24 protein-coding genes are annotated in these 26,811 nt (G+C 36.8%); 13 read left to right on the top strand and 11 right to left on the bottom strand.

Annotation, left to right across the window (positions count from 1 at the left end):
* The first annotated feature begins 40 nt into the window (after positions 1–40).
* The gene (gene hmw1B, locus AT683_RS06085; protein ID WP_058222202.1) at positions 41–1,678 is read left to right on the top strand and encodes a two-partner secretion (TPS) system translocator Hmw1B; all 1,638 of its coding nucleotides are present in this window, start codon (positions 41–43) and stop codon (positions 1,676–1,678) included.
* A 215-nt stretch (positions 1,679–1,893) separates the two neighbouring features.
* On the top strand, positions 1,894–3,846 hold the full coding sequence (locus tag AT683_RS06080; protein WP_080390663.1) for a UDP-glucose:protein N-beta-glucosyltransferase: 1,953 nt from the start codon (positions 1,894–1,896) through the stop codon (positions 3,844–3,846).
* A 76-nt stretch (positions 3,847–3,922) separates the two neighbouring features.
* Here AT683_RS06080 and yccS read toward each other — a convergent pair whose 3' ends face one another.
* Both yccS and AT683_RS06070 read right to left on the bottom strand, forming a co-directional pair.
* Entirely contained in the window at positions 3,923–6,079 is a 2,157-nt protein-coding gene (yccS, locus tag AT683_RS06075; protein WP_038441014.1) for a YccS family putative transporter, read from the bottom strand.
* A gap of 67 nt (positions 6,080–6,146) precedes the next feature.
* Positions 6,147–6,812, bottom strand: a complete 666-nt coding sequence (locus AT683_RS06070) for a curli polymerization inhibitor CsgI-related protein (protein WP_005654151.1) — start codon at positions 6,810–6,812, stop codon at positions 6,147–6,149.
* 199 nt (positions 6,813–7,011) lie between these two features.
* Between AT683_RS06070 and sohB the strand changes: the two genes are divergently transcribed.
* The 9 genes from sohB (at position 7,012) to AT683_RS06025 (ending at position 16,495) form a co-directional block, all read left to right on the top strand.
* Positions 7,012–8,073 (top strand): protease SohB, encoded by a 1,062-nt coding sequence (sohB, locus tag AT683_RS06065; RefSeq protein ID WP_038441010.1) that lies wholly within the window; start codon positions 7,012–7,014, stop codon positions 8,071–8,073.
* A gap of 281 nt (positions 8,074–8,354) precedes the next feature.
* Positions 8,355–8,933, top strand: coding sequence for an electron transport complex subunit RsxA (gene rsxA, locus AT683_RS06060; protein WP_005694403.1), 579 nt, complete (start codon positions 8,355–8,357; stop codon positions 8,931–8,933).
* Positions 8,934–9,020: 87 nt separating this feature from the next.
* Positions 9,021–9,602: an electron transport complex subunit RsxB gene (gene rsxB, locus AT683_RS06055; RefSeq protein WP_005650033.1), complete on the top strand. Its 582-nt coding sequence runs from the start codon at positions 9,021–9,023 to the stop codon at positions 9,600–9,602.
* Positions 9,603–11,747 carry an electron transport complex subunit RsxC gene (gene rsxC / locus AT683_RS06050; protein ID WP_058222201.1) on the top strand — a complete coding sequence of 715 codons (2,145 nt, stop codon included), beginning with the start codon at positions 9,603–9,605 and terminating at the stop codon, positions 11,745–11,747.
* Between the two features lie 150 nt (positions 11,748–11,897).
* A complete protein-coding gene (gene rsxD, locus AT683_RS06045; RefSeq protein WP_005688002.1) occupies positions 11,898–12,974 on the top strand; it encodes an electron transport complex subunit RsxD in 1,077 nt (358 codons plus the stop codon).
* On the top strand, positions 12,974–13,597 hold the full coding sequence (gene rsxG / locus AT683_RS06040) for an electron transport complex subunit RsxG (protein ID WP_014550666.1): 624 nt from the start codon (positions 12,974–12,976) through the stop codon (positions 13,595–13,597). The genes rsxD and rsxG overlap by 1 nt, the downstream gene beginning before the upstream one ends.
* Position 13,598: 1 nt before the next feature.
* On the top strand, positions 13,599–14,306 hold the full coding sequence (locus AT683_RS06035) for an electron transport complex subunit E (protein ID WP_005689725.1): 708 nt from the start codon (positions 13,599–13,601) through the stop codon (positions 14,304–14,306).
* 121 nt (positions 14,307–14,427) lie between these two features.
* Entirely contained in the window at positions 14,428–15,063 is a 636-nt protein-coding gene (nth, locus tag AT683_RS06030) for an endonuclease III (RefSeq protein WP_011272750.1), read from the top strand.
* Between the two features lie 58 nt (positions 15,064–15,121).
* Complete coding sequence (locus tag AT683_RS06025) at positions 15,122–16,495, top strand: sodium-dependent transporter (protein ID WP_050845885.1); 1,374 nt, start codon at positions 15,122–15,124, stop codon at positions 16,493–16,495.
* Positions 16,496–16,518: 23 nt separating this feature from the next.
* Here AT683_RS06025 and modC read toward each other — a convergent pair whose 3' ends face one another.
* The 3 genes from modC to modA all read right to left on the bottom strand — a co-directional run bounded on the left by modC (position 16,519) and on the right by modA (position 19,188).
* A complete protein-coding gene (gene modC, locus AT683_RS06020; RefSeq protein WP_005689729.1) occupies positions 16,519–17,574 on the bottom strand; it encodes a molybdenum ABC transporter ATP-binding protein ModC in 1,056 nt (351 codons plus the stop codon).
* Entirely contained in the window at positions 17,561–18,289 is a 729-nt protein-coding gene (gene modB, locus AT683_RS06015) for a molybdate ABC transporter permease subunit (RefSeq protein ID WP_005658215.1), read from the bottom strand. Before modB ends, modC begins: the two co-directional genes overlap by 14 nt.
* Positions 18,290–18,423: 134 nt before the next feature.
* Positions 18,424–19,188, bottom strand: coding sequence for a molybdate ABC transporter substrate-binding protein (modA, locus tag AT683_RS06010; RefSeq protein WP_005654371.1), 765 nt, complete (start codon positions 19,186–19,188; stop codon positions 18,424–18,426).
* Positions 19,189–19,325: 137 nt separating this feature from the next.
* Between modA and AT683_RS06005 the strand changes: the two genes are divergently transcribed.
* Complete coding sequence (locus AT683_RS06005) at positions 19,326–20,093, top strand: TOBE domain-containing protein (RefSeq protein WP_005658217.1); 768 nt, start codon at positions 19,326–19,328, stop codon at positions 20,091–20,093.
* A 109-nt stretch (positions 20,094–20,202) separates the two neighbouring features.
* On the opposite strand, the gene lsgF is transcribed toward AT683_RS06005, so the two are convergent.
* Genes lsgF through lsgA form a run of 6 tightly spaced genes read right to left on the bottom strand, consistent with a single transcriptional unit; the run spans position 20,203 to position 25,868 of the window.
* On the bottom strand, positions 20,203–21,006 hold the full coding sequence (lsgF, locus tag AT683_RS06000) for a lipooligosaccharide biosynthesis galactosyltransferase LsgF (RefSeq protein ID WP_005658219.1): 804 nt from the start codon (positions 21,004–21,006) through the stop codon (positions 20,203–20,205).
* A 1-nt stretch (position 21,007) separates the two neighbouring features.
* Complete coding sequence (gene lsgE / locus AT683_RS05995; protein WP_005658221.1) at positions 21,008–21,892, bottom strand: lipooligosaccharide biosynthesis N-acetyl-glucosamine transferase LsgE; 885 nt, start codon at positions 21,890–21,892, stop codon at positions 21,008–21,010.
* A gap of 11 nt (positions 21,893–21,903) precedes the next feature.
* A complete protein-coding gene (gene lsgD / locus AT683_RS05990; RefSeq protein ID WP_005658223.1) occupies positions 21,904–22,677 on the bottom strand; it encodes a lipooligosaccharide biosynthesis galactosyltransferase LsgD in 774 nt (257 codons plus the stop codon).
* A gap of 11 nt (positions 22,678–22,688) precedes the next feature.
* On the bottom strand, positions 22,689–23,750 hold the full coding sequence (gene lsgC, locus AT683_RS05985) for a lipooligosaccharide biosynthesis family 4 glycosyltransferase LsgC (protein ID WP_005658225.1): 1,062 nt from the start codon (positions 23,748–23,750) through the stop codon (positions 22,689–22,691).
* Between the two features lies 1 nt (position 23,751).
* The gene (gene lsgB / locus AT683_RS05980) at positions 23,752–24,666 is read right to left on the bottom strand and encodes a lipooligosaccharide biosynthesis sialyltransferase LsgB (RefSeq protein ID WP_005688025.1); all 915 of its coding nucleotides are present in this window, start codon (positions 24,664–24,666) and stop codon (positions 23,752–23,754) included.
* Complete coding sequence (gene lsgA / locus AT683_RS05975; protein ID WP_005658235.1) at positions 24,663–25,868, bottom strand: lipooligosaccharide flippase LsgA; 1,206 nt, start codon at positions 25,866–25,868, stop codon at positions 24,663–24,665. The genes lsgB and lsgA overlap by 4 nt, the downstream gene beginning before the upstream one ends.
* Positions 25,869–26,002: 134 nt before the next feature.
* Here lsgA and AT683_RS05970 point away from each other — a divergent pair, with 134 nt between their 5' ends.
* Positions 26,003–26,746, top strand: coding sequence for a YdcF family protein (locus AT683_RS05970; RefSeq protein WP_005658239.1), 744 nt, complete (start codon positions 26,003–26,005; stop codon positions 26,744–26,746).
* Positions 26,747–26,811: the final 65 nt, after the last annotated feature.

Here is a 26,811-nt window from a genome sequence, read left to right as displayed (position 1 = left end):
TACGAAAAATACAATAAAGTATTTTTAACAGGTTATTATTATGAAAAACATAAAAAGCAGATTAAAACTCAGTGCAATATCAATATTGCTTGGCTTGGCTTCTTCATCGACGTATGCAGAAGAAGCGTTTTTAGTAAAAGGCTTTCAGTTATCTGGCGCACTTGAAACTTTAAGTGAAGACGCCCAACTGTCTGTAGCAAAATCCTTATCCAAATACCAGGGTACACAAACTTTAACAAACCTAAAAACAGCACAGCTTGAATTACAAGCCGTGCTAGATAAGATTGAGCCAAATAAATTTGATGTGATATTGCCGCAACAAACCATTACGGATGGCAATATTATATTTGAACTGGTCTCGAAATCAGTCGCAGAAAGCCAAGTTTTTTATAAGGCGAGCAAGGGTTATAGTGAAGAAAATATCGCTCGCAGCCTGCCATCTTTGAAACAAGGAAAAGTGTATGAAGATGGTCGTCAGTGGTTCGATTTGCGTGAATTTAATATGGCAAAAGAAAATCCGCTTAAGGTTACCCGTGTACATTACGAACTAAACCCTAAAAACAAAACCTCTAATTTGATAATTGCGGGCTTCTCGCCTTTTGGTAAAACGCGTAGCTTTATTTCTTATGATAATTTCGGTGCAAGGGAGTTTAACTATCAACGTGTGAGTTTAGGTTTTGTTAATGCCAATTTAACTGGACATGATGATGTATTAAACCTAAACGCATTAACCAATGTGAAAGCACCATCAAAATCTTATGCGGTAGGCGTGGGATATACTTATCCGTTTTATGACAAACATCAATCCTTAAGCCTTTATACCAGCATGAGTTATGCTGATTCTAATGATATCGACGGCTTACCAAGTGCGATTAATCGTAAATTATCAAAAGGTCAATCTATCTCTGCAAATCTGAAATGGAGTTATTACCTCCCAACATTTAACCTTGGTATGGAAGACCAGTTTAAAATTAATTTAGGCTACAACTACCGCCATATTAATCAAACATCCGAGTTAAACACCCTGGGTGCAACGAAGAAAAAATTTGCAGTATCAGGCGTAAGTGCAGGCATTGATGGGCATATCCAATTCACCCCTAAAACAATCTTTAATATTGATTTAACTCATCATTATTACGCGAGTAAATTACCAGGCTCTTTTGGAATGGAGCGCATTGGCGAAACATTTAATCGCAGCTATCACATTAGCACAGCCAGTTTAGGGTTGAGTCAAGAGTTTGCTCAAGGTTGGCATTTTAGCAGTCAATTATCGGGTCAGTTTACTCTACAAGATATAAGTAGCATAGATTTATTCTCTGTAACAGGTACTTATGGCGTCAGAGGCTTTAAATACGGCGGTGCAAGTGGTGAGCGCGGTCTTGTATGGCGTAATGAATTAAGTATGCCAAAATACACCCGCTTTCAAATCAGCCCTTATGCGTTTTATGATGCAGGTCAGTTCCGTTATAATAGCGAAAATGCTAAAATTTACGGTGAAGATATGCACACAGTATCCTCTGCGGGTTTAGGCATTAAAACCTCTCCTACACAAAACTTAAGCCTAGATGCTTTTGTTGCTCGTCGCTTTGCAAATGCCAATAGTGACAATTTGAATGGCAACAAAAAACGCACAAGCTCACCTACAACCTTCTGGGGTAGATTAACATTCAGTTTCTAACCCTGAAATTTAATCAACTGGTAAGCGTTCCGCCTACCAGTTTATAACTATATGCTTTACCAGCCAATTTACAGTCTATACGCAACCCTGTTTTTACCCCTGTATATCAAGCAAACCAAGCAATGCTAAAAAACAATTTATATGATAAACTAAAGTATACTCCATGCCATGTGCCATGGCGATACAGGGGATTTCGATACAAGGGATTTAATAATATGACAAAAGAAAATTTGCAAAACGCTCCACAAAATACGACCGTTTCACTTGTGGAATCAAACAACAACCAAACTTCCCCGCAAATGCTTCAACAATCACCCAAACCTAGCCTATTGCGCTTGGAACAACATATCGCAAAAAAAGATTATGAGTTTGCTTGTCGTGAATTAATGGTGATTCTGGAAAAAATGGATGCTAATTTTGGAGGCGTTCACGATATTGAATTTGACGCACCCGCACAGCTGGCATATCTACCCGAAAAATTACTCATTTATTTTGCCACTCGTCTCGCCAATGCAATTACAACACTCTTTTCCGACCCCGAATTGGCAATTTCTGAAGAAGGGGCGTTAAAGATGATTAGTCTGCAACGCTGGTTGACGCTGATTTTTGCCTCTTCCCCCTACGTTAACGCAGACCATATTCTCAATAAATATAATATCAACCCAGATTCCGAAGGTGGCTTTCATTTAGCAACAGACAACTCTTCTATTGCTAAATTCTGTATTTTTTACTTACCCGAATCCAATGTCAATATGAGTTTAGATGCGTTATGGGCAGGGAATCAACAACTTTGTGCTTCATTGTGTTTTGCGTTGCAATCTTCACGTTTTATTGGTACTGCATCTGCGTTTCATAAAAGAGCGGTGGTTTTACAGTGGTTTCCTAAAAAACTCGCCGAAATTGCTAATTTAGATGAATTGCCTGCAAATATCCTTCATGATGTATATATGCACTGCAGTTATGATTTAGCAAAAAACAAGCACGATGTTAAGCGTCCATTAAACGAACTTGTCCGCAAGCATATCCTCACGCAAGGATGGCAAGACCGCTACCTTTACACCTTAGGTAAAAAGGACGGCAAACCTGTGATGATGGTACTGCTTGAACATTTTAATTCGGGACATTCGATTTATCGCACGCATTCAACTTCAATGATTGCTGCTCGAGAAAAATTCTATTTAGTCGGCTTAGGCCATGAGGGCGTTGATAACATAGGTCGAGAAGTGTTTGACGAGTTCTTTGAAATCAGTAGCAATAATATAATGGAGAGACTGTTTTTTATCCGTAAACAGTGCGAAACTTTCCAACCCGCAGTGTTCTATATGCCAAGCATTGGCATGGATATTACCACGATTTTTGTGAGCAACACTCGGCTTGCCCCTATTCAAGCTGTAGCCTTGGGTCATCCTGCCACTACGCACTCTGAATTTATTGATTATGTCATCGTAGAAGATGATTATGTGGGCAGTGAAGATTGTTTCAGCGAAACCCTTTTACGCTTGCCCAAAGATGCCCTACCTTATGTACCATCTGCGCTCGCCCCACAAAAAGTGGATTATGTACTAAGAGAAAATCCCGAAGTAGTCAATATCGGTATTGCTGCTACCACCATGAAATTAAACCCTGAATTTTTGGTAACATTGCAAGAAATCAGGGATAAAGCTAAAGTCAAAATACATTTTCATTTCGCACTTGGACAATCAACAGGCTTGACACACCCTTATGTCAAATGGTTCATCGAAAGCTATTTAGGCGACGATGCCACCGCACATCCCCACGCACCTTATCACGATTATCTGGCAATATTGCGTGATTGCGATATGCTACTCAATCCGTTTCCTTTCGGTAATACAAACGGCATAATTGATATGGTTACACTGGGTTTGATTGGTGTATGTAAAACGGGGGATGAGGTTCATGAGCATATTGATGAGGGTTTATTTAAACGCTTAGGACTACCTGAATGGCTGATAGCCGACACACGAGAAACATATATTGAATGTGCTTTGCGTCTAGCAGAAAACCATCAAGAACGCCTTGAACTCCGTCGTTACATCATAGAAAACAACGGCTTACAAAAGCTTTTTACAGGCGACCCTCGTCCATTGGGCAAAATACTGCTTAAGAAAACAAATGAATGGAAGCGGAAGCACTTGAGTAAAAAATAACGGTTTCTTAAAGTAAAAGTGCGGTTAATTTTCAACGAGTTTTAAAATCTCTCAAAAATCAACCGCACTTTTATCTTTATAACGCCCCCGCACGCTGACAGTTTATCTCTTTCTTAAAATACCCATAAAATTGTGGCAATAGTTGGGTAATCAAATTCAATTGTTGATACGGCAAACTAAAGACGGTGCGTTCTTCAGCAGTCATCTCTTGTTTTTCTAATTCTTTTAAATGTGTTTCAATACGTTCTTGCTGTTGGTTAAAAATAGCTTCGGGTATTTCTTCAATGTGTTCTAAGGTATAGATAATTTTCTTTGCCACGGGATAAAAACCAGATAAAAACTGTGCGGTCTGTTGCAAATTTTTCATTCTGTCTCGATAAGCTCCCAGTGCTGAAATATAGCTTAATAGAGAATAATTCAGTTTGAGTAAATCAAAACCTTTTTGTAAATATGTCTTGTATTTCACTGGTTCATTATTCATATTGGAAAGTGTTGTACTCAGTGCGGCTGCATATTGATGTGCATTGCGACGTGCTATGCGATATTTAAGATCGTCGCTTTTACCAAATTGCAATTGACTAATAATATGCAATAAATACACCGCATCACTACGCAATGCTTGATGGCTCACTTTATCAAGTTGCAAATATTTCCAATCTGGCCATAAGTAAGATACGGCAAACCATGAAATCGCGGCACCAAGTAAAGTATCAAGTAAACGAGGCATCAACGCAGCTGCCGTATCAAATCCCATGACATCAAAACTGAGCAATACTTGTAGTGTGATGAAAAAGGTCGAGAAACTATAATTATTACTACGGAAGAAAAAGAACAAAGTACTTGTGAGCACCACAAGACCCAGTTTTAATTCTAAGGTTGGATTTAAATAAGGTAATAGAGACCCCACCACTACGCCTAATATCGTGCCGATAATGCGCTGACGTAAACGTACTTTAGTTGCAGAATAATTTGGCTGACACACAAATACAGTGGTCAATAAAATCCAATAACCAAGATTAAATTGGAAAAACTCAACAATTGCACAACATAAAAATACCACAATAGATAAGCGTACCGCATGACGGAACAACGGTGACTCAAAAGTAAAATGGCTAAAAATCACCGCACTGATATTTTTTAACCCAGTGATTTGTTCCGTATGAATTTGAGCTAATTGTTCTGTATCCGTCGTGTCTTGTGCTAATTGGCGAAGTTGCCAGTTGATGCTTTGTAAATTATCTAACAAGGTTTGGATATCAATCAGTTCATCTTGATCATTAAGATGTTGTGCTCGATATAGTTCAAAGGAATGCAAGGTGCCTAAAAGCGCACGTTCCACACGTTCATTAAAATGATAAGGTTTATTTTCACGTAAACTCGCCGTGATTTCTTTACAGGATTGTGCTTGTAGTTCTAACAAACGTTGAATACGGAAAATCAAATCTGTATTTTTTAGTTTTTCCGTTATTTGTTGATAATCAAAATGCGTAGAATTGGTGCGCTCATGAATGTCTTGTGCGGCAAAATAGTAACGTAACATTCTCTGGGTACGAGGATGGCGATGTTGCCCTCTAATACGATAAAAAAGTGCGGTACGCACAATATTAAATGCCGTGACAACATTCGCATTTTTCATCGCGAAATTAAGATGTTTTTTTTCAATCTCAGCCACTTCGTCAGGATCAAAAAAACAGGATTTGGTATCTAAATATTCCCCCAACGCACAAAACGCTTTAGCGACACTTTCTTGCACGGGGCGATTTGGGAAAAACAGGTAAACAATCAGAGTCACCACGCTATACAACAAGGTACCGCATAAAATCATTACAGGGTTAATAAACCATACATTTACCTCTGGGATATAAGTTAATGTGGTGTAAAGCGCAACCACTAATGAACCGAAAGCAATGGTGCTATAACGCTGCCCCACGGCACCAATCATAGTGAAAATAAATGTCAGCACCGTCATTAACACAATATATTGGATAGGCTTGCCAATATGTAACTGCACAATAAAGGAAGAAATAGAAAAGGCAATAAGCGTGAAAAATACGTTTTTCAATCGTCCAGTTAAACGGTTATCCAAATCCACCAAACCACCTGCAATGATCCCTAGAATCAAAGGCATTGATTGCGAAGAAATATCAAAAAACCATATTCCCACTGCCGCAATATTTACGGCAATAAAAACAGGAATTGTAGAAATTACTTTAGTATTTAACCGAATATTCATTTCAAATCCTTATCAAAATAGAAAAGTGAGCAACAAGGCTCACTTTTTATTGTATAAAGTGCGGTCATTATTTATGGGATTTTGCCCAGTTTAAGAAACGTGTTTGAGTTTCTTTATCCGCTTGTTGGAACCAATATTGGAGCTGTTGCTCTGCAACATTTTCGCCCTGAACAACCACTTTTCCTTTATTCGCTTTTGCATTACCTGCTGGCGCAACAGCCACTGAACTCGCAACTGTTGTTGCAGCAAATTTAGAAACTGATGCCGCTGCACCAGACGCATTATATTCAGCAAGATCATTTAGCACATTACCACTTGGGAATAAACCTTCTTGTTTTAACACATCCACTTTCGCTGAAATAGCATTACCTGATTTTGTTTTCACAGTAATATTTGGCATTTGATTGAATTTATCGCCACTATCAAGATTACGAATAACTGGTGCGGAAATAACCAAATCTTCAGCATTACCTTGAAATGTCACAATCACAGGATTAGATTCAAAAAGAGATTGATTCGATCCTGAACCAACAATTTCATTTAGACGCACAACAACCTGATGGTTTTGGGTATCATCTACAGTAAATGTCTTAGCTTTTCCGAGAGATTTAGAGGCTTTTTGACCATCAATCGCTAAAAACTCAAGGTTAGATGACGTAGAAACCATTCCAGCAAAGGTTGCCGTACTTGTGCATAATGTGGCAAGACCTAATACAACAGCGCGTAATTTCATAATTGCTCCTTTGGTATAAATGAAATACTCGCTTATGCTATGCCAAATTAGCCAAAATGAAAATATAAAAAGTAAGAATTAATTTAAAATTTTTTGTTATAAATAGCGCAAACAATCACAATGTTTTATTATGTTGGCGATCTACACACTAAACCAGTGTCGTGAAAATTTAATCCATTAAATATCAACGGGAGTAACAATGTTGAACGATATTTTAACAGGCTATGGAATTTTTATTCTGGAAATTTTAACAATTTTATTACTCATTCTTGCTATTGTTGGTTTGATTATTTCTTATCGCCAACATAACAAGTCTAAAGTGGGAGAATTAGAAATTAAAGATTTATCAGAAGAATTTAATGAACAAGTTCGTTTATTACGTGATTTTAATCTTTCTGAAGAAGAACAAAAACAACGCACTAAAGCTGAAAAAAAAGCGGAAAAACAAAATGCTAAAAAACGCAAAGAAAAATTGAAAAAAAGCGAGACTTTAGAAGATGAAAAGAAAGCTTGCGTATATGTATTAGATTTTTGCGGCGATATTTCAGCCTCAGAAACAACCGCACTTCGTGAAGAAATTTCAGCTATCTTAAATGTTGCCAAATCTGAAGATGAAGTATTACTACGTTTAGAAAGCCCTGGTGGCATTGTGCATAATTATGGATTTGCAGCCTCTCAATTGTCTCGCTTAAAACAAAAAGGCATAAAATTAACTGTTGCCGTTGATAAAGTGGCTGCAAGTGGCGGTTATATGATGGCTTGCGTTGCCGATAAAATTGTATCCGCACCTTTTGCTGTTATTGGTTCTATTGGCGTTGTCGCTCAAATTCCAAATGTTCATCGACTATTGAAAAAACACGATGTCGATGTAGATGTAATGACTGCGGGCGAATTTAAACGTACAGTGACCGTATTGGGTGAGAACACTGAAAAAGGCAAACAAAAATTTCAACAAGAATTGGAAGAAACACATAAATTATTCAAACAATTTGTCTCACAAAATCGCCCTTGCCTAGATATTGATAAAATCGCAACAGGCGAACATTGGTTTGGACAACAAGCCATTGCATTACAACTTGTAGATGAAATCTCAACGAGTGATGATTTAATTTTGGAAAAAATGAAAGAAAAACAGGTGCTTAATGTTAAATACCGTTTAAAAAAATCCCTAATAAAAAAATTCGGACGACAAGCTGAAGAAAGTGCAATTAATATCATTCATCGTTATAGTACAAAACAGTCTAGAGACTTTATGTACTAAACATTTATCCACAAAAAAGAAGTTTTTATTTCTATGTTTACAAGACAAATCTTTGTCATTAAGATACTCGCCGATCTTTAGGGGTTTTATTATATTTAATTCATAAATCAAGTTGAGTATTGTTAATCCAAATATTACGCAGCTAATCGTTTAAATGATTAGCTGCGTTTTTTATTTCAATAACAAAATCGCAACTTACCATTTCCCCTTAGCAAAATTTTCTATTGTTCTTGCTTCCATAAATAGGGATAATAACGCCCCTATTCAAAAGGCAAAAAATAATGACGCACTATATTTTATTGATTATCGGCACCGCATTAATTAACAATTTTGTATTGGTAAAATTCTTAGGTCTTTGCCCTTTTATGGGTGTATCCAAAAAAATTGAAACGGCTGTGGGAATGGGATTAGCAACAATGTTTGTTTTAACTGTTGCTTCCCTTTGTGCATATTTGGTCGATCACTATATTCTAATTCCCTTAAATGCCACTTTTTTACGTACATTAGTGTTTATTTTAGTTATTGCTGTAGTGGTGCAATTTACCGAAATGGCAATAAACAAAACAAGTCCAACATTATATCGTTTACTCGGCATTTTCTTGCCTTTGATAACTACAAACTGCGCAGTACTTGGTGTCGCATTATTAAATGTAAATCTCGCTCATAATTTAACAGAGTCTGTCGTTTATGGTTTTGGTGCATCTCTCGGCTTTTCCTTAGTATTGGTACTTTTTGCCGCGCTTCGTGAACGTTTAGTCGCCGCTGATATACCTGCCACTTTTCGCGGTTCATCCATTGCTTTAATTACCGCAGGCTTAATGTCCCTCGCTTTTATGGGATTTACAGGACTTGTAAAATAATAAAATGATTTACCTTTTAATGATAATAACTCTGTTAATTTTATTTATTGGGTTCTCTCAGTATTTTTCAGGAAAAAGAAAGAAATAATGACCTTTTTATTCATCGTAATTACGCTACTCGCTTTAATTTTCGGTGCGATTTTGGGCTTTGCATCAATCAAGCTCAAAGTGGAAGCTGATCCTGTCGTAGAGAAAATTGATGCTATTTTACCGCAAAGCCAATGTGGGCAATGTGGTTATCCTGGTTGTAAGCCTTATGCTGAAGCCATTTGCAATGGCGATGAAATCACAAAATGTATTCCAGGTGGTCAAACAACTATCGTAAAAATTGCCGAAATTTTAGGGGTTGATGTACCAACAATGGAGGGTATAGAAGAACCTATCGAGAAAGTTGCTTTTATTGATGAAAATATGTGTATTGGCTGCACAAAATGTATCCAAGCCTGTCCCGTTGATGCCATTATTGGTACAAATAAAGCAATGCACACGATCATTCCCGATCTTTGTACAGGTTGCGAGCTTTGTGTTGCGCCCTGCCCGACAGATTGTATTTTAATGATTCCCGTGAAAAAAAATATTGATAATTGGGATTGGAAATTTGATGCAAAACTCGTTATTCCAGTAATGAATGTCGATGGCTCTGAAAAAAAATTGGTTGTGGGGGAATAAATGGCGGACGTATTATCTCGTTTCAATTCCGGTAAATTATGGGATTTCAAAGGTGGCATTCATCCACCAGAAATGAAATCTCAATCTAATTCACAGCCATTACGCTATCTGCCTCTCGGCACGGATTTTTACATTCCACTCAAACAGCACCTAGGAACAACAGGCAATCTTTTAATAAAAGAGGGCGATTACGTCTTAAAAGGACAAGCCTTAACAAAAGGCGATGGCTTGCGTATGTTGCCAGTTCACGCGCCCACTTCTGGCACAATTAAATCGATTAAACCTTATGTTGCCACGCATCCTTCAGGTCTTGATGAACCCACAATTCATTTACAGGCGGATGGTTTAGATCAATGGATCGAACGTAATCCTATTGATGATTTTTCAACGCTATCGTCAGAACAACTTATTCACAAAATCTATCAAGCAGGTATAGCAGGTTTAGGCGGTGCAGTATTCCCAACTGCTGCCAAAATTCAGTCAGCAGAGCAAAAAGTCAAACTCTTAATTATCAATGGTGCAGAATGTGAGCCTTATATCACTTGTGATGATCGTCTTATGCGTGAACGCGCTGATGAAATCATAAAAGGCATTCGTATTTTACGTTATATATTGCACCCTGAAAAAGTTGTCATTGCCATTGAAGATAACAAACCAGAAGCCATATCGGCAATCCGCAATGCACTACAGGGAGCAAATGATATTAGCGTTCGGGTTATTCCAACAAAATATCCTTCAGGTGCTACCAAACAACTGATTTATTTGCTCACAGGGATAGAAGTGCCAAGCGGTGAGCGTTCATCCAGCATTGGCGTATTAATGCAAAATGTGGGAACAATGTTCGCAATAAAAAGAGCAGTTATAAATGACGAGCCTTTAATTGAGCGTGTTGTCACCCTTACTGGAAATAAAATCGCTGAAAAAGGCAATTATTGGGTGCGTCTTGGCACACCCATTTCCCAAATATTGAGCGATGCGGGCTATCAATTTGACAAGCATTTTCCTATATTTGCAGGTGGGCCAATGATGGGGCTAGAGCTTCCAAACCTAAATGCGCCTGTGACAAAACTTGTCAATTGTTTACTTGCGCCAGATTATCTTGAATATGCCGAACCTGAAGCAGAACAGGCTTGTATTCGTTGTTCTAGCTGTTCTGATGCCTGCCCAGTAAATTTAATGCCACAACAACTTTATTGGTTTGCGCGCAGTGAAGATCACAAAAAATCGGAAGAATACGCTCTCAAAGATTGTATTGAATGTGGAATTTGCGCCTACGTATGCCCAAGCCATATTCCTCTAATTCAATATTTCCGCCAAGAAAAAGCTAAAATCTGGCAAATAAAAGAAAAACAGAAAAAATCAGATGAAGCCAAAATTCGCTTTGAAGCAAAACAAGCACGGATGGAACGTGAAGAACAAGAGCGTAAAGCACGTTCACAACGTGCAGCACAGGCTCGCCGTGAAGAATTAGCACAAACTAAAGGGGAAGATCCAGTCAAGGCGGCACTCGAACGCTTGAAAGCGAAAAAAGCCAATGAAACAGAATCAACGCAGATTAAAACACTAACCTCAGAAAAAGGAGAAGTTTTACCTGATAACACAGATTTAATGGCACAACGTAAGGCACGCCGTTTAGCTCGTCAACAAGCAGCATCTCAAGTCGAAAACCAAGAACAACAAACTCAACCAACCGATGCGAAAAAAGCGGTTGTTGCTGCAGCGATTGCTCGTGCAAAAGCAAAAAAACTTGCACAAGCAAATAGCACCAGCGAAGCTATTTCAAACTCTCAAACCGCAGAAAATGAAGTAGAAAAAACAAAAAGTGCGGTAGAAAAAACACAAGAAAATTCAACCGCACTTGACCCTAAAAAAGCAGCCGTAGCTGCAGCGATTGCCCGTGCAAAAGCAAAAAAACTTGCGCAAGCAAATAGCACCAGCGAAGCTATTTCAAACTCTCAAACCGCAGAAAATGAAGTAGAAAAAACAAAAAGTGCGGTAGAAAAAACACAAGAAAATTCAACCGCACTTGACCCTAAAAAAGCAGCCGTAGCCGCAGCGATTGCCCGTGCAAAAGCAAAAAACTTGCACAAGCAAATAGCACCAGCGAAGCTATTTCAAACTCTCAAACCGCAGAAAATGAAGTAGAAAAAACAAAAAGTGCGGTAGAAAAAACACAAGAAAATTCAACCGCACTTGACCCTAAAAAAGCAGCCGTAGCCGCCGCCATTGCTCGGGCAAAAGCGAAGAAACTGGCAAAAACACAAACAACATTAGAAAATAATCAGGAATAAAATAATGTTTAAAATGGTTAGCTCCCCACATACTCATTCAGGAAAACTCACTGCGCGTATTATGCTTTGGGTCATTTTGGCAATGATGCCCGCTTTTTTCACGCAAATTTATTATTTTGGATTTGGCGTGCTGCTTCAATCCGCATTAGCCATTGGTACGGCAATCATTGCGGAATTTATTGCAATAAAATTACGAGGTAAAAAACCGCTCAATTATCTTTCAGATTTCAGCGTAGCCCTGACTGCGTTAATTTTGGCAATGGCTATTCCACCTTATGCACCTTATTGGGTCATCATCATTGGAACACTCTGTGCAGTTTTATTAGGTAAACAGGTTTATGGGGGTTTAGGGCAAAACCCATTCAATCCCGCGATGATTGGCTATGTAATTCTTCTAATTTCATTTCCGTTACAAATGACAACTTGGATGCCACCAATTAATTTATTACAGGAACCACCGACTTTTTCAGATGCATTTTCATTAATATTTTCAGGCTTAACCACGGATGGATTTACCCTTTCACAACTTACACATAACATTGATGGAATCACCCAAGCAACGCCTTTGGATAGCGCAAAAATTTTCTATAAAAGTCACAATCAATTAAGTGATTTTTATGAATTAATTAAACTGCCGATTTTTATGGGTAATGGAACCGATTTTGCTCAAGGCTGGTGGCAAATCAACGTGGCTTTCTTAGCGGGCGGAATTTTCCTTATTTTAAAACGCATTATTCACTGGCAAATTCCAGTGGCGATGCTTGTCACCTTTTTCTGTTTAGCCACTGCGACCGCTTTTACTGGTTTCACGCATTTAAGTGCGATTAGCCAACTCGTTAGTGGCGCAATGATGTTTGGTGCATTTTTTATTGCAACAGATCCTGTCACAGCCTCCATTACACCACGCGGAAAAATTATTTTTGGCGCATTAGTGGGGTTATTTGTTTATCTCATTCGTTATCACGGAAATTATCCAGACGGCGTGGCATTCGCCATTTTATTAAGTAATATTTGCGTCCCACTTATCGATCATTACACACGTCCGCGCGTATCTGGTTATCCAACAAAAGGAAGAAAATAATGGGTACAGTAAAAATCACATCGCGTTATGGCATATTGTTAGGCTTTATTGCCCTACTTTGCACAATAATTTCTGCAGGAATTTATTTCCTAACCAAAGATAAAATTGATGCGGTAATCGCAGCACAACAGCGAGAATTACTTCTACAAGTTATCCCACAAGATTATTTCAACAATAATTTGCTAGAAAGTGCGGTTATTCCTCAAGATAAAAATTTTGTGGGTATCCAAAAAATTTATTTTGCGAAAAAAGATGGAAATATTTCTGCCTATGCCTATGAAACCACCGCACCAGATGGTTACTCTGGTGATATTCGCTTGCTTGTGGGATTAGATCCGAAAGGCGAAGTGTTAGGCGTACGAGTAATCGAACATCACGAAACACCAGGCTTAGGCGATAAAATTGAACGCCGAATTTCTAACTGGATTTTAGGTTTCACAAATCAATCAATTAATGAACATAATTTAAGCGAATGGTCGGTAAAAAAAGATGGCGGAAAATTTGATCAATTTTCTGGTGCAACCATTACACCTCGCGCAGTGGTTAATCAAACTAAACGCTCAGCATTAATCATGCTAAATAATCAAGCCTTGTTACAACAGCTTTCAACACAAGTGAAATAATATGACAGATTTAACTGAAAAAAATACCGCACTTGAAGAAGAAAAAATAGAAAGTGCGGTTGAAAATCAACAAAAATCCATCTGGAAAGAAATTTTTGCTCAAGGAATTTGGAAAAATAACCCTGCGGTTGTTCAACTTCTCGGGCTTTGTCCACTTTTAGCGGTGTCTAGCACCGCCACCAACGCGCTTGGTTTGAGTTTAGCAACAATGCTTGTACTCACTTGCACAAATACGGTCATTTCCCTTTTCCGTCAATATATTCCTAAGGAAATCCGTATTCCAATCTACGTGATGATCATTGCAACCACAGTAACAGCGGTTCAACTTTTAATGAATGCTTACACTTATACGCTTTATCAATCACTGGGGATTTTTATTCCATTAATTGTGACCAACTGTATTATTATCGGTCGCGCAGAAGCATTCGCCTCAAAAAACAGCTTACTCCATTCCATCTGGGATGGGTTTTCAATGGGATTAGGAATGGCACTTAGTCTAACCATACTCGGCGCATTACGTGAAATTATTGGACAAGGCACTATTTTTGAGGGCATAGAAAATCTATTCGGCGAACAAGCAAAATTTTTAACGCACCATATTTACCATACAGACAGTAGCTTTTTACTTTTCATTCTGCCACCAGGCGCATTTATAGGCTTAGGCTTGCTCCTCGCCATAAAAAATCGAATTGATAATGTAAAAAAATAAAGCAACCAAATCTTTCCTTCCCCTGCTTGCGGGGGAAGGTGTCACGAAGCGACGGAAGGGGGCTTACAGTCTTCTAAACAGATAATTCCAATAAATTAAATAGGCTAATTTCTACAAAAATATGAACAAAACAAAAAGAATCGAAATACTCACAAGATTACGAGAGCAAACCCCCCACCCGACCACAGAATTACAGTATAATTCGCCCTTTGAATTATTAATTGCGGTCATTCTATCGGCACAAGCAACCGATAAAGGCGTGAATAAAGCAACAGAAAAACTATTCCCCGTGGCAAACACGCCTCAAGCGATTTTAGATTTAGGATTAGATGGTTTAAAAAGCTATATTAAAACTATCGGTCTTTTTAATAGCAAAGCAGAAAATATTATCAAAACTTGCCGTGATTTAATTGAAAAGCACAACGGTGAAGTGCCCGAAAATCGCGAAGCCTTAGAAGCATTAGCTGGTGTGGGTAGAAAAACAGCCAATGTTGTGCTAAATACGGCATTTGGTCATCCAACTATTGCGGTAGATACCCATATTTTCCGTGTATGCAATCGCACTAATTTTGCAGCGGGTAAAGATGTGGTAAAAGTGGAAGAAAAGCTGCTTAAAGTCGTGCCTGATGAATTTAAAGTGGATGTTCATCATTGGTTAATTTTACACGGTCGATACACTTGTATCGCGCGTAAACCACGTTGCGGATCTTGCATTATCGAAGATCTTTGTGAATATAAAGAAAAAGTTGAATTTTAATTTTGCGGTAAAACAGCCTAATTATTTACCGCACTTTTTATTAAAAATAGGATAAAAAATGACAACAAACAATAAACAGCGACAAACTTGGTCGAGCCGCCTCACTTATGTAATGACGGTCGCAGGCGCAACGGTCGGTTTCGGTGCAACTTGGCGTTTCCCTTATCTTGTGGGTGAAAATGGTGGCGGTGCTTACGTTCTACTTTTCTGTATCGCAATGATTGTAATCGGTATCCCAATGATTTTAGTTGAAAACGTGATAGGTCGCCGTTTACGTGTAAATTCCATTGATGCGTTCGGCGATAAAATTCTCGACAAAGGAAAAGGCATTTCTAAATATTGGAAAATATTAGGTTATATGGGCTTACTCGGCGCATTTGGCATTATGGCGTATTATATGGTGCTTGGTGGTTGGGTTATTTCTTATATCATTAGCCTAATCAGCGGTACATTAGACATTTCAACCCCCATCACAAAAGACATTGCCAAAAATTTCTACGATCTTCATATCGGCAATAGCCCTTATGAAATTATATTCTACACCCTCTTATTTGTTATCGTGAATTACATTATCTTGGCAAAAGGTATCATTGGTGGAATTGAACGTTCAGTAAAATATTTAATGCCATTACTATTTATCTTCTTAATTGGAATGGTAATTCGCAACGTAACATTACCGGGCACAATGGAAGGCATTACATTCTATTTAAAACCTGATTTCAGCAAAATTACCCCACAATTATTTATCTTCGTTTTAGGGCAAGTCTTCTTCGCATTAAGCCTTGGTTTTGGTGTATTAATTACCCTTTCCAGTTACTTAAATAAAGAAGAAAACTTAATCCATACTGCAGTTATTACAGGTTTCACCAATACAATTATTGCTGTACTTGCTGGCTTTATGATTTTCCCCTCACTTTTCACTTTTGGGATTGAACCAAACGCAGGGCCAACTTTAGTATTCCAAAGTTTACCTATCGTATTTTCTCACTTATGGGCAGGTAAATTCTTTGCGATTATCTTCTTCGGCTTATTATTAATTGCTGCGCTGACTACTTCCATCACAATTTATGAAGTAATCATTACAGCATTACAAGAAAAGCTCAGAATGCGCCGTGGCAAAGCCATTGTCTTAACCCTTAGTGGCATTTTTCTATTAGGCAATATCCCTGCAATTTTAGGCGATAATCTATGGAAAAACGTAACCATTTTCGGCAAAAGCATTTTTGATTTCTACGATTACGCCAGTGGAAATATTCTCTTTATGCTGACCGCTCTTGGCTGTGCTATTTTCGTTGGTTTCGTGTTAAAAGATGAAGCCAAAAAAGAACTTTCTTCAACAAAATATTCAACTTTCATCAAAATTTGGTTTAACTACGTGAAATTTGTTGTACCCTTGATCATCTTAGTTATCTTTATCAGCAACCTGTTCTAAAAATTAAAAATGCGGTAAGGCGACTACATCACCGACACCGCTTTAATTTGAACATAGACATCTTGCCCAACAGCAAAACGTAGTTCATTTTGCGCCCATTTACTGATACTTGCCCAAATCTTATTCCCTTCCACTAATACGGCAAGATCCACTCGAGAATCTTGTATCTCAATTTGTGTAATCTTGCCACGTAAAATATTACGAATGCTTGTTTGTTCTGGCTTTTGCAGTATGATAGAAACATCTGAACTATAAATACAAACTAGCACTCGCTCGCCTACATTCGCGGGTACTTGATGAATCCAAAGTGCTTGTTCGCCTAGCGAAAGTGCGGTCATTTTATAAGGTGGATTATGCAAATGAACAGGCAAGGCAAGTACACTGCTCTGTTCGTTTTCCCCTTTCCAAGGGGCAAAAATAGGGCTATTCCAAATTTTTTCTACGCTGTCATAGGCTTGCACAATGCCGTTTTCCATCAATACGACCCGATCAGCTAAACGCAACAGTTCGTCCAAGCTATGTGTAACATATAAAATCGGGATATTAATTTCTTTAGAAAGACGTTCCAAATATTGCATTAGCTCGCGTTTGCGGGGAACATCAAGGGCAGAAAGTGGTTCGTCCATCAGTAAAATATCAGGATCAGTCAGCAGCGCACGCCCTATTGCCACACGTTGTTTCTCTCCGCCAGAAAGCGTAAGCGGATAACGCTTTAATAAATGAGTAATACCGAGAAGATCGACAATATAGTTAAAATCATCTTGCGAGACATGTTTCATGCCATAGCGCAAATTACCTTTCACAGTGTAGTGAGGAAATAAACGCGCATCTTGGAATACATAGCCAATTTTACGCAAGTGGGTCGGCAATGATTCTTGGCTTTCCATATCCACTAAAGTGCGGTCATTTAAACGGATGAATCCTTCATCTGGTTGTATCAATCCACTGACTAGATTAATCAGCGATGTTTTGCCTGAGCCAGACAAACCGAAAATGGCGGTTACGCCTTGATCTGGCACTTGTATATTCGCTTGCAAGGCAAGTTTCCCGAGCTGTTTTTTCACATTAATTTGCAACATTTCCTTGTCCTAATTTTTTCTGCATTCGCTTGCTCAACCATTCAGACAGTAACAAAGAAATCAATGAAAGAATGATAGCAAATAAACATAAGCGAGCAGTTTGTTCTTCTGCTGCGGGTGTTTGAATAAAAGAATACATCGCAAGGGGAATCGTTTGAGTTTCGCCTGCAATGTTCGATACAAAGGTAATGGTCGCGCCAAATTCCCCTAATGATCGTGCAAAACCAAGCACGAGTCCAGCTAAAACCCCAGGTAAAGAAAGCGGCAAGGTTATTGTAAAAAATACACGCCAAGCGGAAGCACCGAGTGTTTGCGCCGCTTGCTCCAATTTAATATCAATATTTTCTAAAGAAAGTCGAATCGCGCGAACAACCAATGGAAAGGCCACCACGGCAGAGGAAAGCACCGCACCTTTCCAACTAAAACCAAAAGATAAGCCAAACCACTGATATAAATACTTGCCAATGAAACCATTGCGCCCCATTGCTACAAGTAATAGATAACCGATAACCACTGGTGGCAACACTAAAGGCAAATGAATTACGCCAGTAATCAGAGATTTGCCATAGAAGTTTTTGCGCGCTAAGAGCCACGCCACAAAAATGGCTAACGGCAAACTCCAAAGCATAGAACTGACTGCAACACTCAGGCTTAAATTAATTGCTGAGATTTCCATTGGCGTCAGATTGAAAAATGAAAAAAATTGGGTAAGCAAAATGAATCCTTATCTAAATAGCCTCTCTTTAAATCCCTTGTTTATGGGAATATCCCACATTGATGAGAGGTAAGATGCTCTATAATAACAAAAGGGCAGAAATATCCGCCCTTCATGACTATTAAGATTCTATCTTATTTTGCAGAGAAACCATACCCTACAAGCACTTTCTTCGCAGCATCTGATTCTAAATATTTCAAGAAATCGCGAGAATCCGCATTATCATGACCTTTTACAATAGAAACGGGATAAACAACTGGTTTATGGCTATCTGCAGGGAACACTGCAACCGTTTTAACTTGTTGGCTAACTTTTGCATCAGTGCTGTACACAATACCGTAAGGTGCTTCTGCACGTTCAACTAAAGCTAATGCGCCACGCACATCTTTAGCACGCGCTAAACGATCTTGCACTTTATCCCATAAATTTAATTTGGTTAATGCTTCTGCTGCGTATTGACCAGCAGGTACGTGTGCAGGATCGCCAACAGATAAATAGCTATCTTTTAATGCATTGATCCATTCACCTTTTGCAATATCCACAGAATTTACCGCACTTTTTGCTGGTGCGATTAAGACTAAATCATTGCCCACTAAAACTTTTTCTGTTTCTTTTACGGTTAAATCTTTTTCAGAAAGATATTTCATCCATTTATTGCTTGCAGATACAAAAATATCCGCTGGCGCGCCTTCTTCAACTTGTTTTGCTAAAGTTGAAGAAGAAGCGAAAGAAAACACTACTTCATTTTTCGGATTTTGTTTTGCGTAATCTTTTGCAACTTGTTGTAAAGCATCTGTCATTGAAGCGGCTGCAAATACAGTCACTTTAGCGGATGCCGCAAAAGAAAAGCCTAATCCCGCGATTAAAAGTGCGGTTGAAATTTTAGTTAATTTTTTCATGAATAATCTCCTATGATTAAACGTTATTTACTTGATTATATATTGAAATAAATAACAATCATATAGCAAAAGAAAAATTATTTAGTAAAATATATAACGCTTAGGCTTACCACTTAGGATTACTTAGGGACAGCAAAATGAAAAACACCGAAATTTTACTCACGATTAAACTTCAACAAGCACTTTTTATCGATCCAAAACGAGTTCGTTTACTCAAAGAAATTCAACAATGCGGTTCGATTAATCAAGCAGCGAAAAATGCAAAAGTGAGCTATAAAAGTGCGTGGGATCATTTAGAAGCCATGAATAAAATCAGCCCTCGCCCATTGCTGGAACGAAATACAGGTGGAAAAAATGGCGGAGGCACGGTGCTTACCACTTATGCCGAGCGTTTGCTCCAGCTTTATGATTTATTAGAACGTACGCAAGAACACGCTTTTCATATCCTACAAGATGAATCCGTGCCGTTAGATAGTTTACTCACGGCAACCGCACGTTTTTCTTTACAAAGTAGCGCACGCAATCAATTTTTTGGGCGAGTGGCACAACAACGAATCATTGACTCTCGTTGTGTTGTGGATGTGAATGTGCAAGGATTACCAACGCCGTTGCAAGTTTCTATTACCACAAAAAGCTCGGCTCGTTTGAAACTGATTACGGAAAAAGAAGTGATGCTGATGTTCAAGGCACCTTGGGTAAAAATCAGTGAACAACCATTAGTAAATCAACCGAATCAGTTCTCTGTAAATATCAAATCACTCAATGAAGAGGAAGCCATCCTTCAATTTGCTGAAAGCAACATTGAATTTTGTGCCACAGTCCACCAGCCAAATCAATGGCAAATCGGGCAACAGGTTTGGATTCACATTGATCAAGAGCAAATTATATTAGCGACGCTGGGATAATTCAGAGATATAATACGTAAATTCAATACTTATATTTATTGTTTTCTGAACGAAAATAACCTCAAATCAAACAAAATTTTAAATAAAATATTTAATTTCATCGTATTTCCTATTTACGTAAAAAAGTTTGATAAAGTTTTTTCAATAACGAGGTTGGCAATAAACGAGAACCAAAACGCAATGCAAAAGTAAATAATCCAGATAACAAACCCTGAATTCCCAAACGGTATTTCAATTTGAACAAACGCCATTCTGCTTTAGCTTGATTGACGCCACGACGGCGGCTTACCATGCCATTTCCTACTCGAGCATAAACTAAAATATCTGGCAAATTCGCCATATATAAACCTTGTGCGACAAGTTTGATCCACAAATAATAATCTTCTTGAAGATCTTCATATCCACCACAATTAATGACCGCACTTTTTTGATATGCCACCGTCATATGATTAAACGGACAACGTTTTTGCGTGAATTTAATAATTTCTTGAGCAGAAGTTGGCACATTACGATATGCCACAATATCATTTACATTTTTACCAAATTCAGCAATTTGTCCGCCAAAAATGATGCTTTCAGGGTGCTGTTCAATAAACGCTACTTGCTTTTCAAAACGATCAGGCACGCAAATATCATCGGTATCCATACGGAAAACCCAGTCATAAGTACAATGCAATAAACCCTCGTTTAAGGCTTTGCCTAATCCTCGATTTTGCGGCAATTTAACTAATTTTAATGGCAATTTTGTTTCAAATTCTGTCACAACAGATTCTAATTCTGGCGTTACAGCTCCATCAAATACCAAGACAATTTCATCTGCTTGACGAGTTTGTGCAACAAGACTTTCAAAACACTCCCGCAAGAATTGAGGATTTTCCTTAATATATAAGGACATTAGGACTGAAAATTTCATTTTATTTTCCCAACCGTTTTAAATTAATGGCTAATTTTGGCGAAATTAAAATAACCAAAGTAATAATAAATTGCTTAATGCTTTTTGTTTTCTTAAAAATATCAAAATAATATTTTGCCGCTTTACGCGATAAATTCATGATATGGGGATAAGCCAAAATATAGCTTGCGTTAATATCAAAATTACGAGCTTGCTCTACCGTTTTCACATAATGCTCGCGAATATAATCAATGGCTTTTTGCGTATTAGTGGTATCCGTAGACACACTTGAGCGTTTAGTATGGAAAGTACAATAAGTTAGTGGTTCATTAATTTTATAAGGGGTAAAACTTGGCTCTTGTAACAGTTTTAACAAGAAATCATAGTCTTCCAAAGAACGAAGTGCGGTGGATAATCCACCTATTTTTAAAAACATCTCTTTTTTAATTGCAACCATTGGCATGCCACCAATCTTATTGGCTAACAAAATACGTTCTGTCGAAATTTCTTGGGGTTCAATCGGTTGAGTCACATAACTAAACCCTTCATTGACCATTTCACATTTAGCTGGATGATAAATAAAATTAATGTCTGGGTTTTGCTCAATCACTTGTAGTATTTTTTCAGATTTTTCTGGCATAAAACGATCATCATCATCGAGAAAAAGCAACCAATCTCCCTTTGATGCACGCGCACCAATATTGCGACTTTCTGCTGCACCTTGATTGGTTTCGTTACGAATCACTGTAACTGGAAAAGAATAGCGTTGCTCAACGACTACCCTCTCTTTGGAGTAATCATCCACAATAATTACTTCAAAATTACTCGATGTTTGTTGAGTTAAACTTTCTAATAAAGCTGGCACTTCTGCTTTTCGATTATAAGAAGGCACAATAATGCTTAACATAATTCCTTCCTTTAATTAGCCAAATTTTTCTTAATCGCAAAGATTTTTTTCAATGGATATTTCATTAATTTTTTAAGTAAATTATTGGATAAAGATCCACGAACACTTTCTAAATTACTGATCAATACAGGATTTTCAATGACCATGAGAGGGCGAACCACTTTATTTCTTATATTAAAATCCTGTTCAAAGAGTAAAAAATCATCCGCTAACCAAAATGGTTTATTTTGAGAAATTTGCTGGATAAATCTTCTTGCCGCTGATTTTTTTATAAGATAGCCCACTGTGCCGGCAAAATAACTTTTATAAGGGAAAGCGTAATTTACATTGCCTGTTTTTTTGCATAGAAAAGAAAAAGTTGTGGGATAATTAATTTCTAAATCAGTATCATTGAAACTATTAATTTTTGACTGTCCAAGCAATATAATTTCAGCCTCAAGTTTTTCTGATAAAAGTGCGGTTAAATTTTGCTGAAAATCTGAGTGGAATAAAGCATCGTCTTCACAGACTAGTGCATAGCTATCTTCAGCAATATCGTTGTCTTCAATAATTTTTTGGTACACAGAAAGGTGGCTTAAAGTACAACCGATCTCGCCCTTAGTGACATTACGAAAATAATGTGCTTTAAATTGTTCAATATTAAAAATAGAGGCTAATTCATCCCAATCTTTTTGCATGGTATTAATGGCAGAAAAAATTTGGAAATCCTCGGTATTTTTTTGAGAAAAGAATAATTTCCGACGTTGAATATCTTTATCTAAAGAGATCAAATATTTTTTTAACATAAAATTATTCCTTATAAAATCCCTTTCCATTCTTCAATAATTTTCTCAATGCCATAATCTTCACTCATTAAACGAGATTTGTCTGACATTTGTTGATAAAGTTCAGGATTATTGATTAATAAATCTAAACCTTTAACCATTTCTTCAATATTATTTTTTTCACAAAGAAAACCATTTTCTTTATGTTCCACTAATTGCTTTACGCCAGGAGAACAATTAAAGGCAACAATAGGTAAGCCAAATGCCATCGCTTCAATAACGACTAAAGGCAAGCCTTCTGTTTGTGAAGGTAAACAATAAATTGAACTGCTTTCATAATAAAAAGAGACATCATTAGTACGAGGAGTAAAATTAACTGAATCTTCAATATCCAATGCTTTAGCAAGATTTTTTAAATTCTCTTCTTCCTCGCCAGAACCCACTATTTTTAAATTCCAATCTGGATATTTTTTTGCCAAAACTTGCCAAACTTTTAATAAATAATCAAAACCTTTATAAGAAAATAAATGCCCTACAGATAAAATAGTTTTATTTTCCCATTTTGCTAATTTGTTCTTTGGCAAAAGCGTATTTGGATTAGCAATAGTGATTATATTGTTCGTTTTAAATTTTTCTTGCCACAGCGTTTTTTCTGCTTCTGTCAATGTAACTATTTTATCGCAAGTTGTTACAGCTAAATATTTACCGAGCGTGCGAACGAGACGATTGCCCGTAAAATTAAAAGAATAATGCTCCCATAAAATATGTTTTATATTTAAATTAACCAACGCCAAAGCAGAAAAAAGCATAATTGCACCATCAACCACAATTAAGGTATCCAGCTGTAATTCTTTAACTAATTCTCTTAATTTTTTAGTGATAGAAAAATAATCTTTTTTCAATGAATAGGGCAATTTATTCATTGCGTAAATATTAATTTTTTCATCAACTTGGAAAAAAGGCTTGTTACCGCCAATGCTAATAAAAGAAACATCATATCCCTGTTTAGCAAGAGCATTAGCAACATTAATAGAAACGCGCTCCGTTCCCCCCGCACTTTCGATATTCATTATAAAGAAACCAATTTTTTTCATTTTAAATTTCCTTATATATCGTTAATCCAAGGTCTGAAAATGAATCGTAACAGAATTGCCATCTTGGAATACTCGTTCTAATAAAACGAATTTCTACATTAGGATGACTTAACAAATTAAATGCAACAGAACTGAAGAACGTATAAATAATTACTTTTTTATTTGATAAATGTTTAAATACGTAATCTTCAAAAATGAGTTCTGATTCAACATAATTTACCCCATCAACTCGATAATCTTCTGCTGGATGAGGGAAATAATAGCCAAAAGGAAGCTGATCTTTTAATTTTTTTATTAATGAGAGGTTTTCCTCTTTTGTATTTAACAATGGTTGCCCAATAAAAAATGAGACCTCGCCATCTATATCACCATCTATTTTATTATCCCATAAAGAAACTGGTTCAATATTAGAAACAATATTTTTGTAATTAGGATAAACCGTATAATGTTTTTTTATTTTTTTAAATAATTTATTTACACTATATTTATCGCCAATAAAGGCTTTAATCAGTTTATATTTAAATGTGTCAGGCTCTCTCAATAAATTAGGATGTGGGAAAATATTATCTGAACCATCATCAAAGGTATAAAGCTCTTTAAATGAAACATGACTAAGATAAGTTTGTAGCCATAATGAATTAAGATTGGCGAGAAAAACCTTATCAAAACCTTTGTGCGTAATTTTATTCTTAAGCTGGCGCATTAACTTGAGAAAATCGAAACCTTTTAGATCTTTTCCCGTATCAATATTCATCGAATCACTACAAACCTCCGCTAATTTACTCGCATACAAGGTTCTTTTTTTATCCCATACACCACCAAACATTACGCCAAAGAATTGCTCGTTAGGATGTAATTCAATTATTTTTCTCGCAATTAATACTTGCAATGGTGTACAACAAAGAATGAGATTCATAGGGTTTTACTCACTTTAGATGTCATAAAATAAAGAATAGGAATAATGGAAAGCGAACCAATAATTCCAGCATAAGGGATATATTTAATTTCTGTAAAAGTTAAAACTACAAGGCTCGCTACATAAATGATTGTAGATAAAACGGAACATTGGGAAATAAGTTTATTTTTCCCATAATAGAAAAGATAATTAACTAAAATCAAATAAGGAATACTTAATGTGGTCGAAATTAAAAATAAAATAAAATAATATTTCGTTCCCACAAATTGACTACCTAAAATCCAAACTAACACATCCTCAGGAATAATCCACATTATTAAGGCAGGAATAGGTATTAGCAAAAAGGAAAATAACGCCCATTTATGTAACTGTTGAATAACTAATTTTTTTTGTTTTAAGGCTTCATAAAAATAGGGGATAATCGCTTTATTAAGTGCTTGAATAGCAATAGAAACAATTAAAGCAAGTTGAGCCCCCATAGCATAAAGCCCTAAATCTGTTTCACTGAATTTGTGATAAATAAAAATACGGTCTAACTGCCCTTTTAAGAAAAAACTTGCATAATGTAAAATAAGCGGTAATCCAAATCCTAAAATATAAAATAATGCAGATTGATAATGTTTAAATTGATATTTTTTAGATGTCGTACTCTTTCTGTAAAGAAAATAAGAAAAAAACCAGACGACTAAATTGCTCAATAAAATTGCCAAAATTCTTTTTTCAACAAGATCATTTTGATAATACTCAAGCAATGCGACGGTAAATACAGCTCCCGTAACAGTAAGTGAAAATTGAATAAAAGCATAAGACCAAGCCTTTTTCTGGCATTGTCTTACACTTAGCTGAACATTTAAGAAAGATTGGAAAATTGAGGAAAGTGCAGCGTAAAATAATATTTCAGACTGAGCAATCCAACAACCCATTAAAATAATACTGCCGATTATCGTGGTATAAGCATAGCCGGTATTCACCACTAAATTTAATGAACGTTTTCCGTAAAAATAAAAATAACGGGAAATTGCGCCTTCTTGAGTTAAAGAAACCACAATTAAAAATAAACTTAAAAAAGTTTGATAATAAGAAAGTGAGCCATACCCTTCTACGCCCAATTTACGGGATAAATAAGGCAAAAGTAAAAAAGGAACTAACTTTGACGATAATTCCCCAACAAGGTAAATAGCACTATCTTTAAAAACTTTCATAAATATCACCGCACTTTTGATGAATTCGAGCGTTCGTTTATCAAAAAATAAGGGGGCTTATTTTAACAAAATCAACATAGACAAGCTATGACTAATCATTATAATGAAACTGCTCTACATCAAGGATCTTATCTATGTTAGAACTCGGAAAACTTCTTACCACACTTATCGCACCACCTCTTAATACCTTTGTATTACTGATTATTGCAGCGATTATTTATTGTGTTCATTTCAAAAAATTAGCCAAATTTCTTGCGATTATAAGTTTCACTTGGCTTTATATCATGAGTGTGCCTTTTACTGGTTTATTGCTAACAAATAATGATGATTCTCCAGCCCTTACGCTAGATGAGTATAAACAAGCTCAAGCCATCGTCATATTAGGCGGTGGATCTTACCAAACCAAAGAGCTGTATGCAGAAACGGCTTCTGGTGCACCACAACTAGAACGTTTACGTTATGCGGCATTTTTACAAAAGGAAACGGGCTTGCCTATTTTAACCACGGGCTATTCTTTGATAGGCATTTCTGAAGGCGATTTAATGGCAAAAGAACTTAACCAATTCTTTAATGTGCCAACACAATGGATCGAAAATAAAGCCCGTAATACGGAAGAAAATGCCAGTTTCACTAAAAATATTTTAGTGAAAGATCATATTCAAAAAATTATTTTAGTAACAAATCAATGGCATATGAAACGAGCCAAATATCTTTTTGAAAAACAAGGATTTGATGTTCTTCCTGCTGCAGCGGCAAGCTATGGCAGCAAAGGAAATCTATCTGCAAAATCTTTTATTCCTGACTTAGGTGCGTTAAATAGCAATATGGTTTTATTAAAAGAGTGGATTGGTTATTGGAAAGCCCATTATGTAGAATAATTTGCTTATAAAACTCGATGACTTGTTGTTTGAAAAGAAAATTATATTTGCTCATAAAAAAATCT

Origin of the sequence: Haemophilus influenzae (assembly GCF_001457655.1) — a bacterium.
Taxonomy (GTDB): Bacteria; Pseudomonadota; Gammaproteobacteria; order Enterobacterales; family Pasteurellaceae; genus Haemophilus; species Haemophilus influenzae.
The sequence above is the reverse complement of the archived record's forward strand: the minus strand, read 5'-3'. Positions and strand labels throughout refer to the sequence as shown.

Bases quoted from the DNA above. Each gene is read 5' to 3' on its own strand.
- hmw1B (WP_058222202.1), top strand. From the start codon at position 41: ATGAAAAACATAAAAAGCAGATTAAAACTCAGTGCAATATCAATATTG.
- AT683_RS06080 (WP_080390663.1), top strand. From the start codon at position 1,894: ATGACAAAAGAAAATTTGCAAAACGCTCCACAAAATACGACCGTTTCA.
- yccS (WP_038441014.1), bottom strand. From the start codon at position 6,079: ATGAATATTCGGTTAAATACTAAAGTAATTTCTACAATTCCTGTTTTT.
- AT683_RS06070 (WP_005654151.1), bottom strand. From the start codon at position 6,812: ATGAAATTACGCGCTGTTGTATTAGGTCTTGCCACATTATGCACAAGT.
- sohB (WP_038441010.1), top strand. From the start codon at position 7,012: ATGTTGAACGATATTTTAACAGGCTATGGAATTTTTATTCTGGAAATT.
- rsxA (WP_005694403.1), top strand. From the start codon at position 8,355: ATGACGCACTATATTTTATTGATTATCGGCACCGCATTAATTAACAAT.
- rsxB (WP_005650033.1), top strand. From the start codon at position 9,021: ATGACCTTTTTATTCATCGTAATTACGCTACTCGCTTTAATTTTCGGT.
- rsxC (WP_058222201.1), top strand. From the start codon at position 9,603: ATGGCGGACGTATTATCTCGTTTCAATTCCGGTAAATTATGGGATTTC.
- rsxD (WP_005688002.1), top strand. From the start codon at position 11,898: ATGTTTAAAATGGTTAGCTCCCCACATACTCATTCAGGAAAACTCACT.
- rsxG (WP_014550666.1), top strand. From the start codon at position 12,974: ATGGGTACAGTAAAAATCACATCGCGTTATGGCATATTGTTAGGCTTT.
- AT683_RS06035 (WP_005689725.1), top strand. From the start codon at position 13,599: ATGACAGATTTAACTGAAAAAAATACCGCACTTGAAGAAGAAAAAATA.
- nth (WP_011272750.1), top strand. From the start codon at position 14,428: ATGAACAAAACAAAAAGAATCGAAATACTCACAAGATTACGAGAGCAA.
- AT683_RS06025 (WP_050845885.1), top strand. From the start codon at position 15,122: ATGACAACAAACAATAAACAGCGACAAACTTGGTCGAGCCGCCTCACT.
- modC (WP_005689729.1), bottom strand. From the start codon at position 17,574: ATGTTGCAAATTAATGTGAAAAAACAGCTCGGGAAACTTGCCTTGCAA.
- modA (WP_005654371.1), bottom strand. From the start codon at position 19,188: ATGAAAAAATTAACTAAAATTTCAACCGCACTTTTAATCGCGGGATTA.
- AT683_RS06005 (WP_005658217.1), top strand. From the start codon at position 19,326: ATGAAAAACACCGAAATTTTACTCACGATTAAACTTCAACAAGCACTT.
- lsgF (WP_005658219.1), bottom strand. From the start codon at position 21,006: ATGAAATTTTCAGTCCTAATGTCCTTATATATTAAGGAAAATCCTCAA.
- lsgE (WP_005658221.1), bottom strand. From the start codon at position 21,892: ATGTTAAGCATTATTGTGCCTTCTTATAATCGAAAAGCAGAAGTGCCA.
- lsgD (WP_005658223.1), bottom strand. From the start codon at position 22,677: ATGTTAAAAAAATATTTGATCTCTTTAGATAAAGATATTCAACGTCGG.
- lsgC (WP_005658225.1), bottom strand. From the start codon at position 23,750: ATGAAAAAAATTGGTTTCTTTATAATGAATATCGAAAGTGCGGGGGGA.
- lsgB (WP_005688025.1), bottom strand. From the start codon at position 24,666: ATGAATCTCATTCTTTGTTGTACACCATTGCAAGTATTAATTGCGAGA.
- lsgA (WP_005658235.1), bottom strand. From the start codon at position 25,868: ATGAAAGTTTTTAAAGATAGTGCTATTTACCTTGTTGGGGAATTATCG.
- AT683_RS05970 (WP_005658239.1), top strand. From the start codon at position 26,003: ATGTTAGAACTCGGAAAACTTCTTACCACACTTATCGCACCACCTCTT.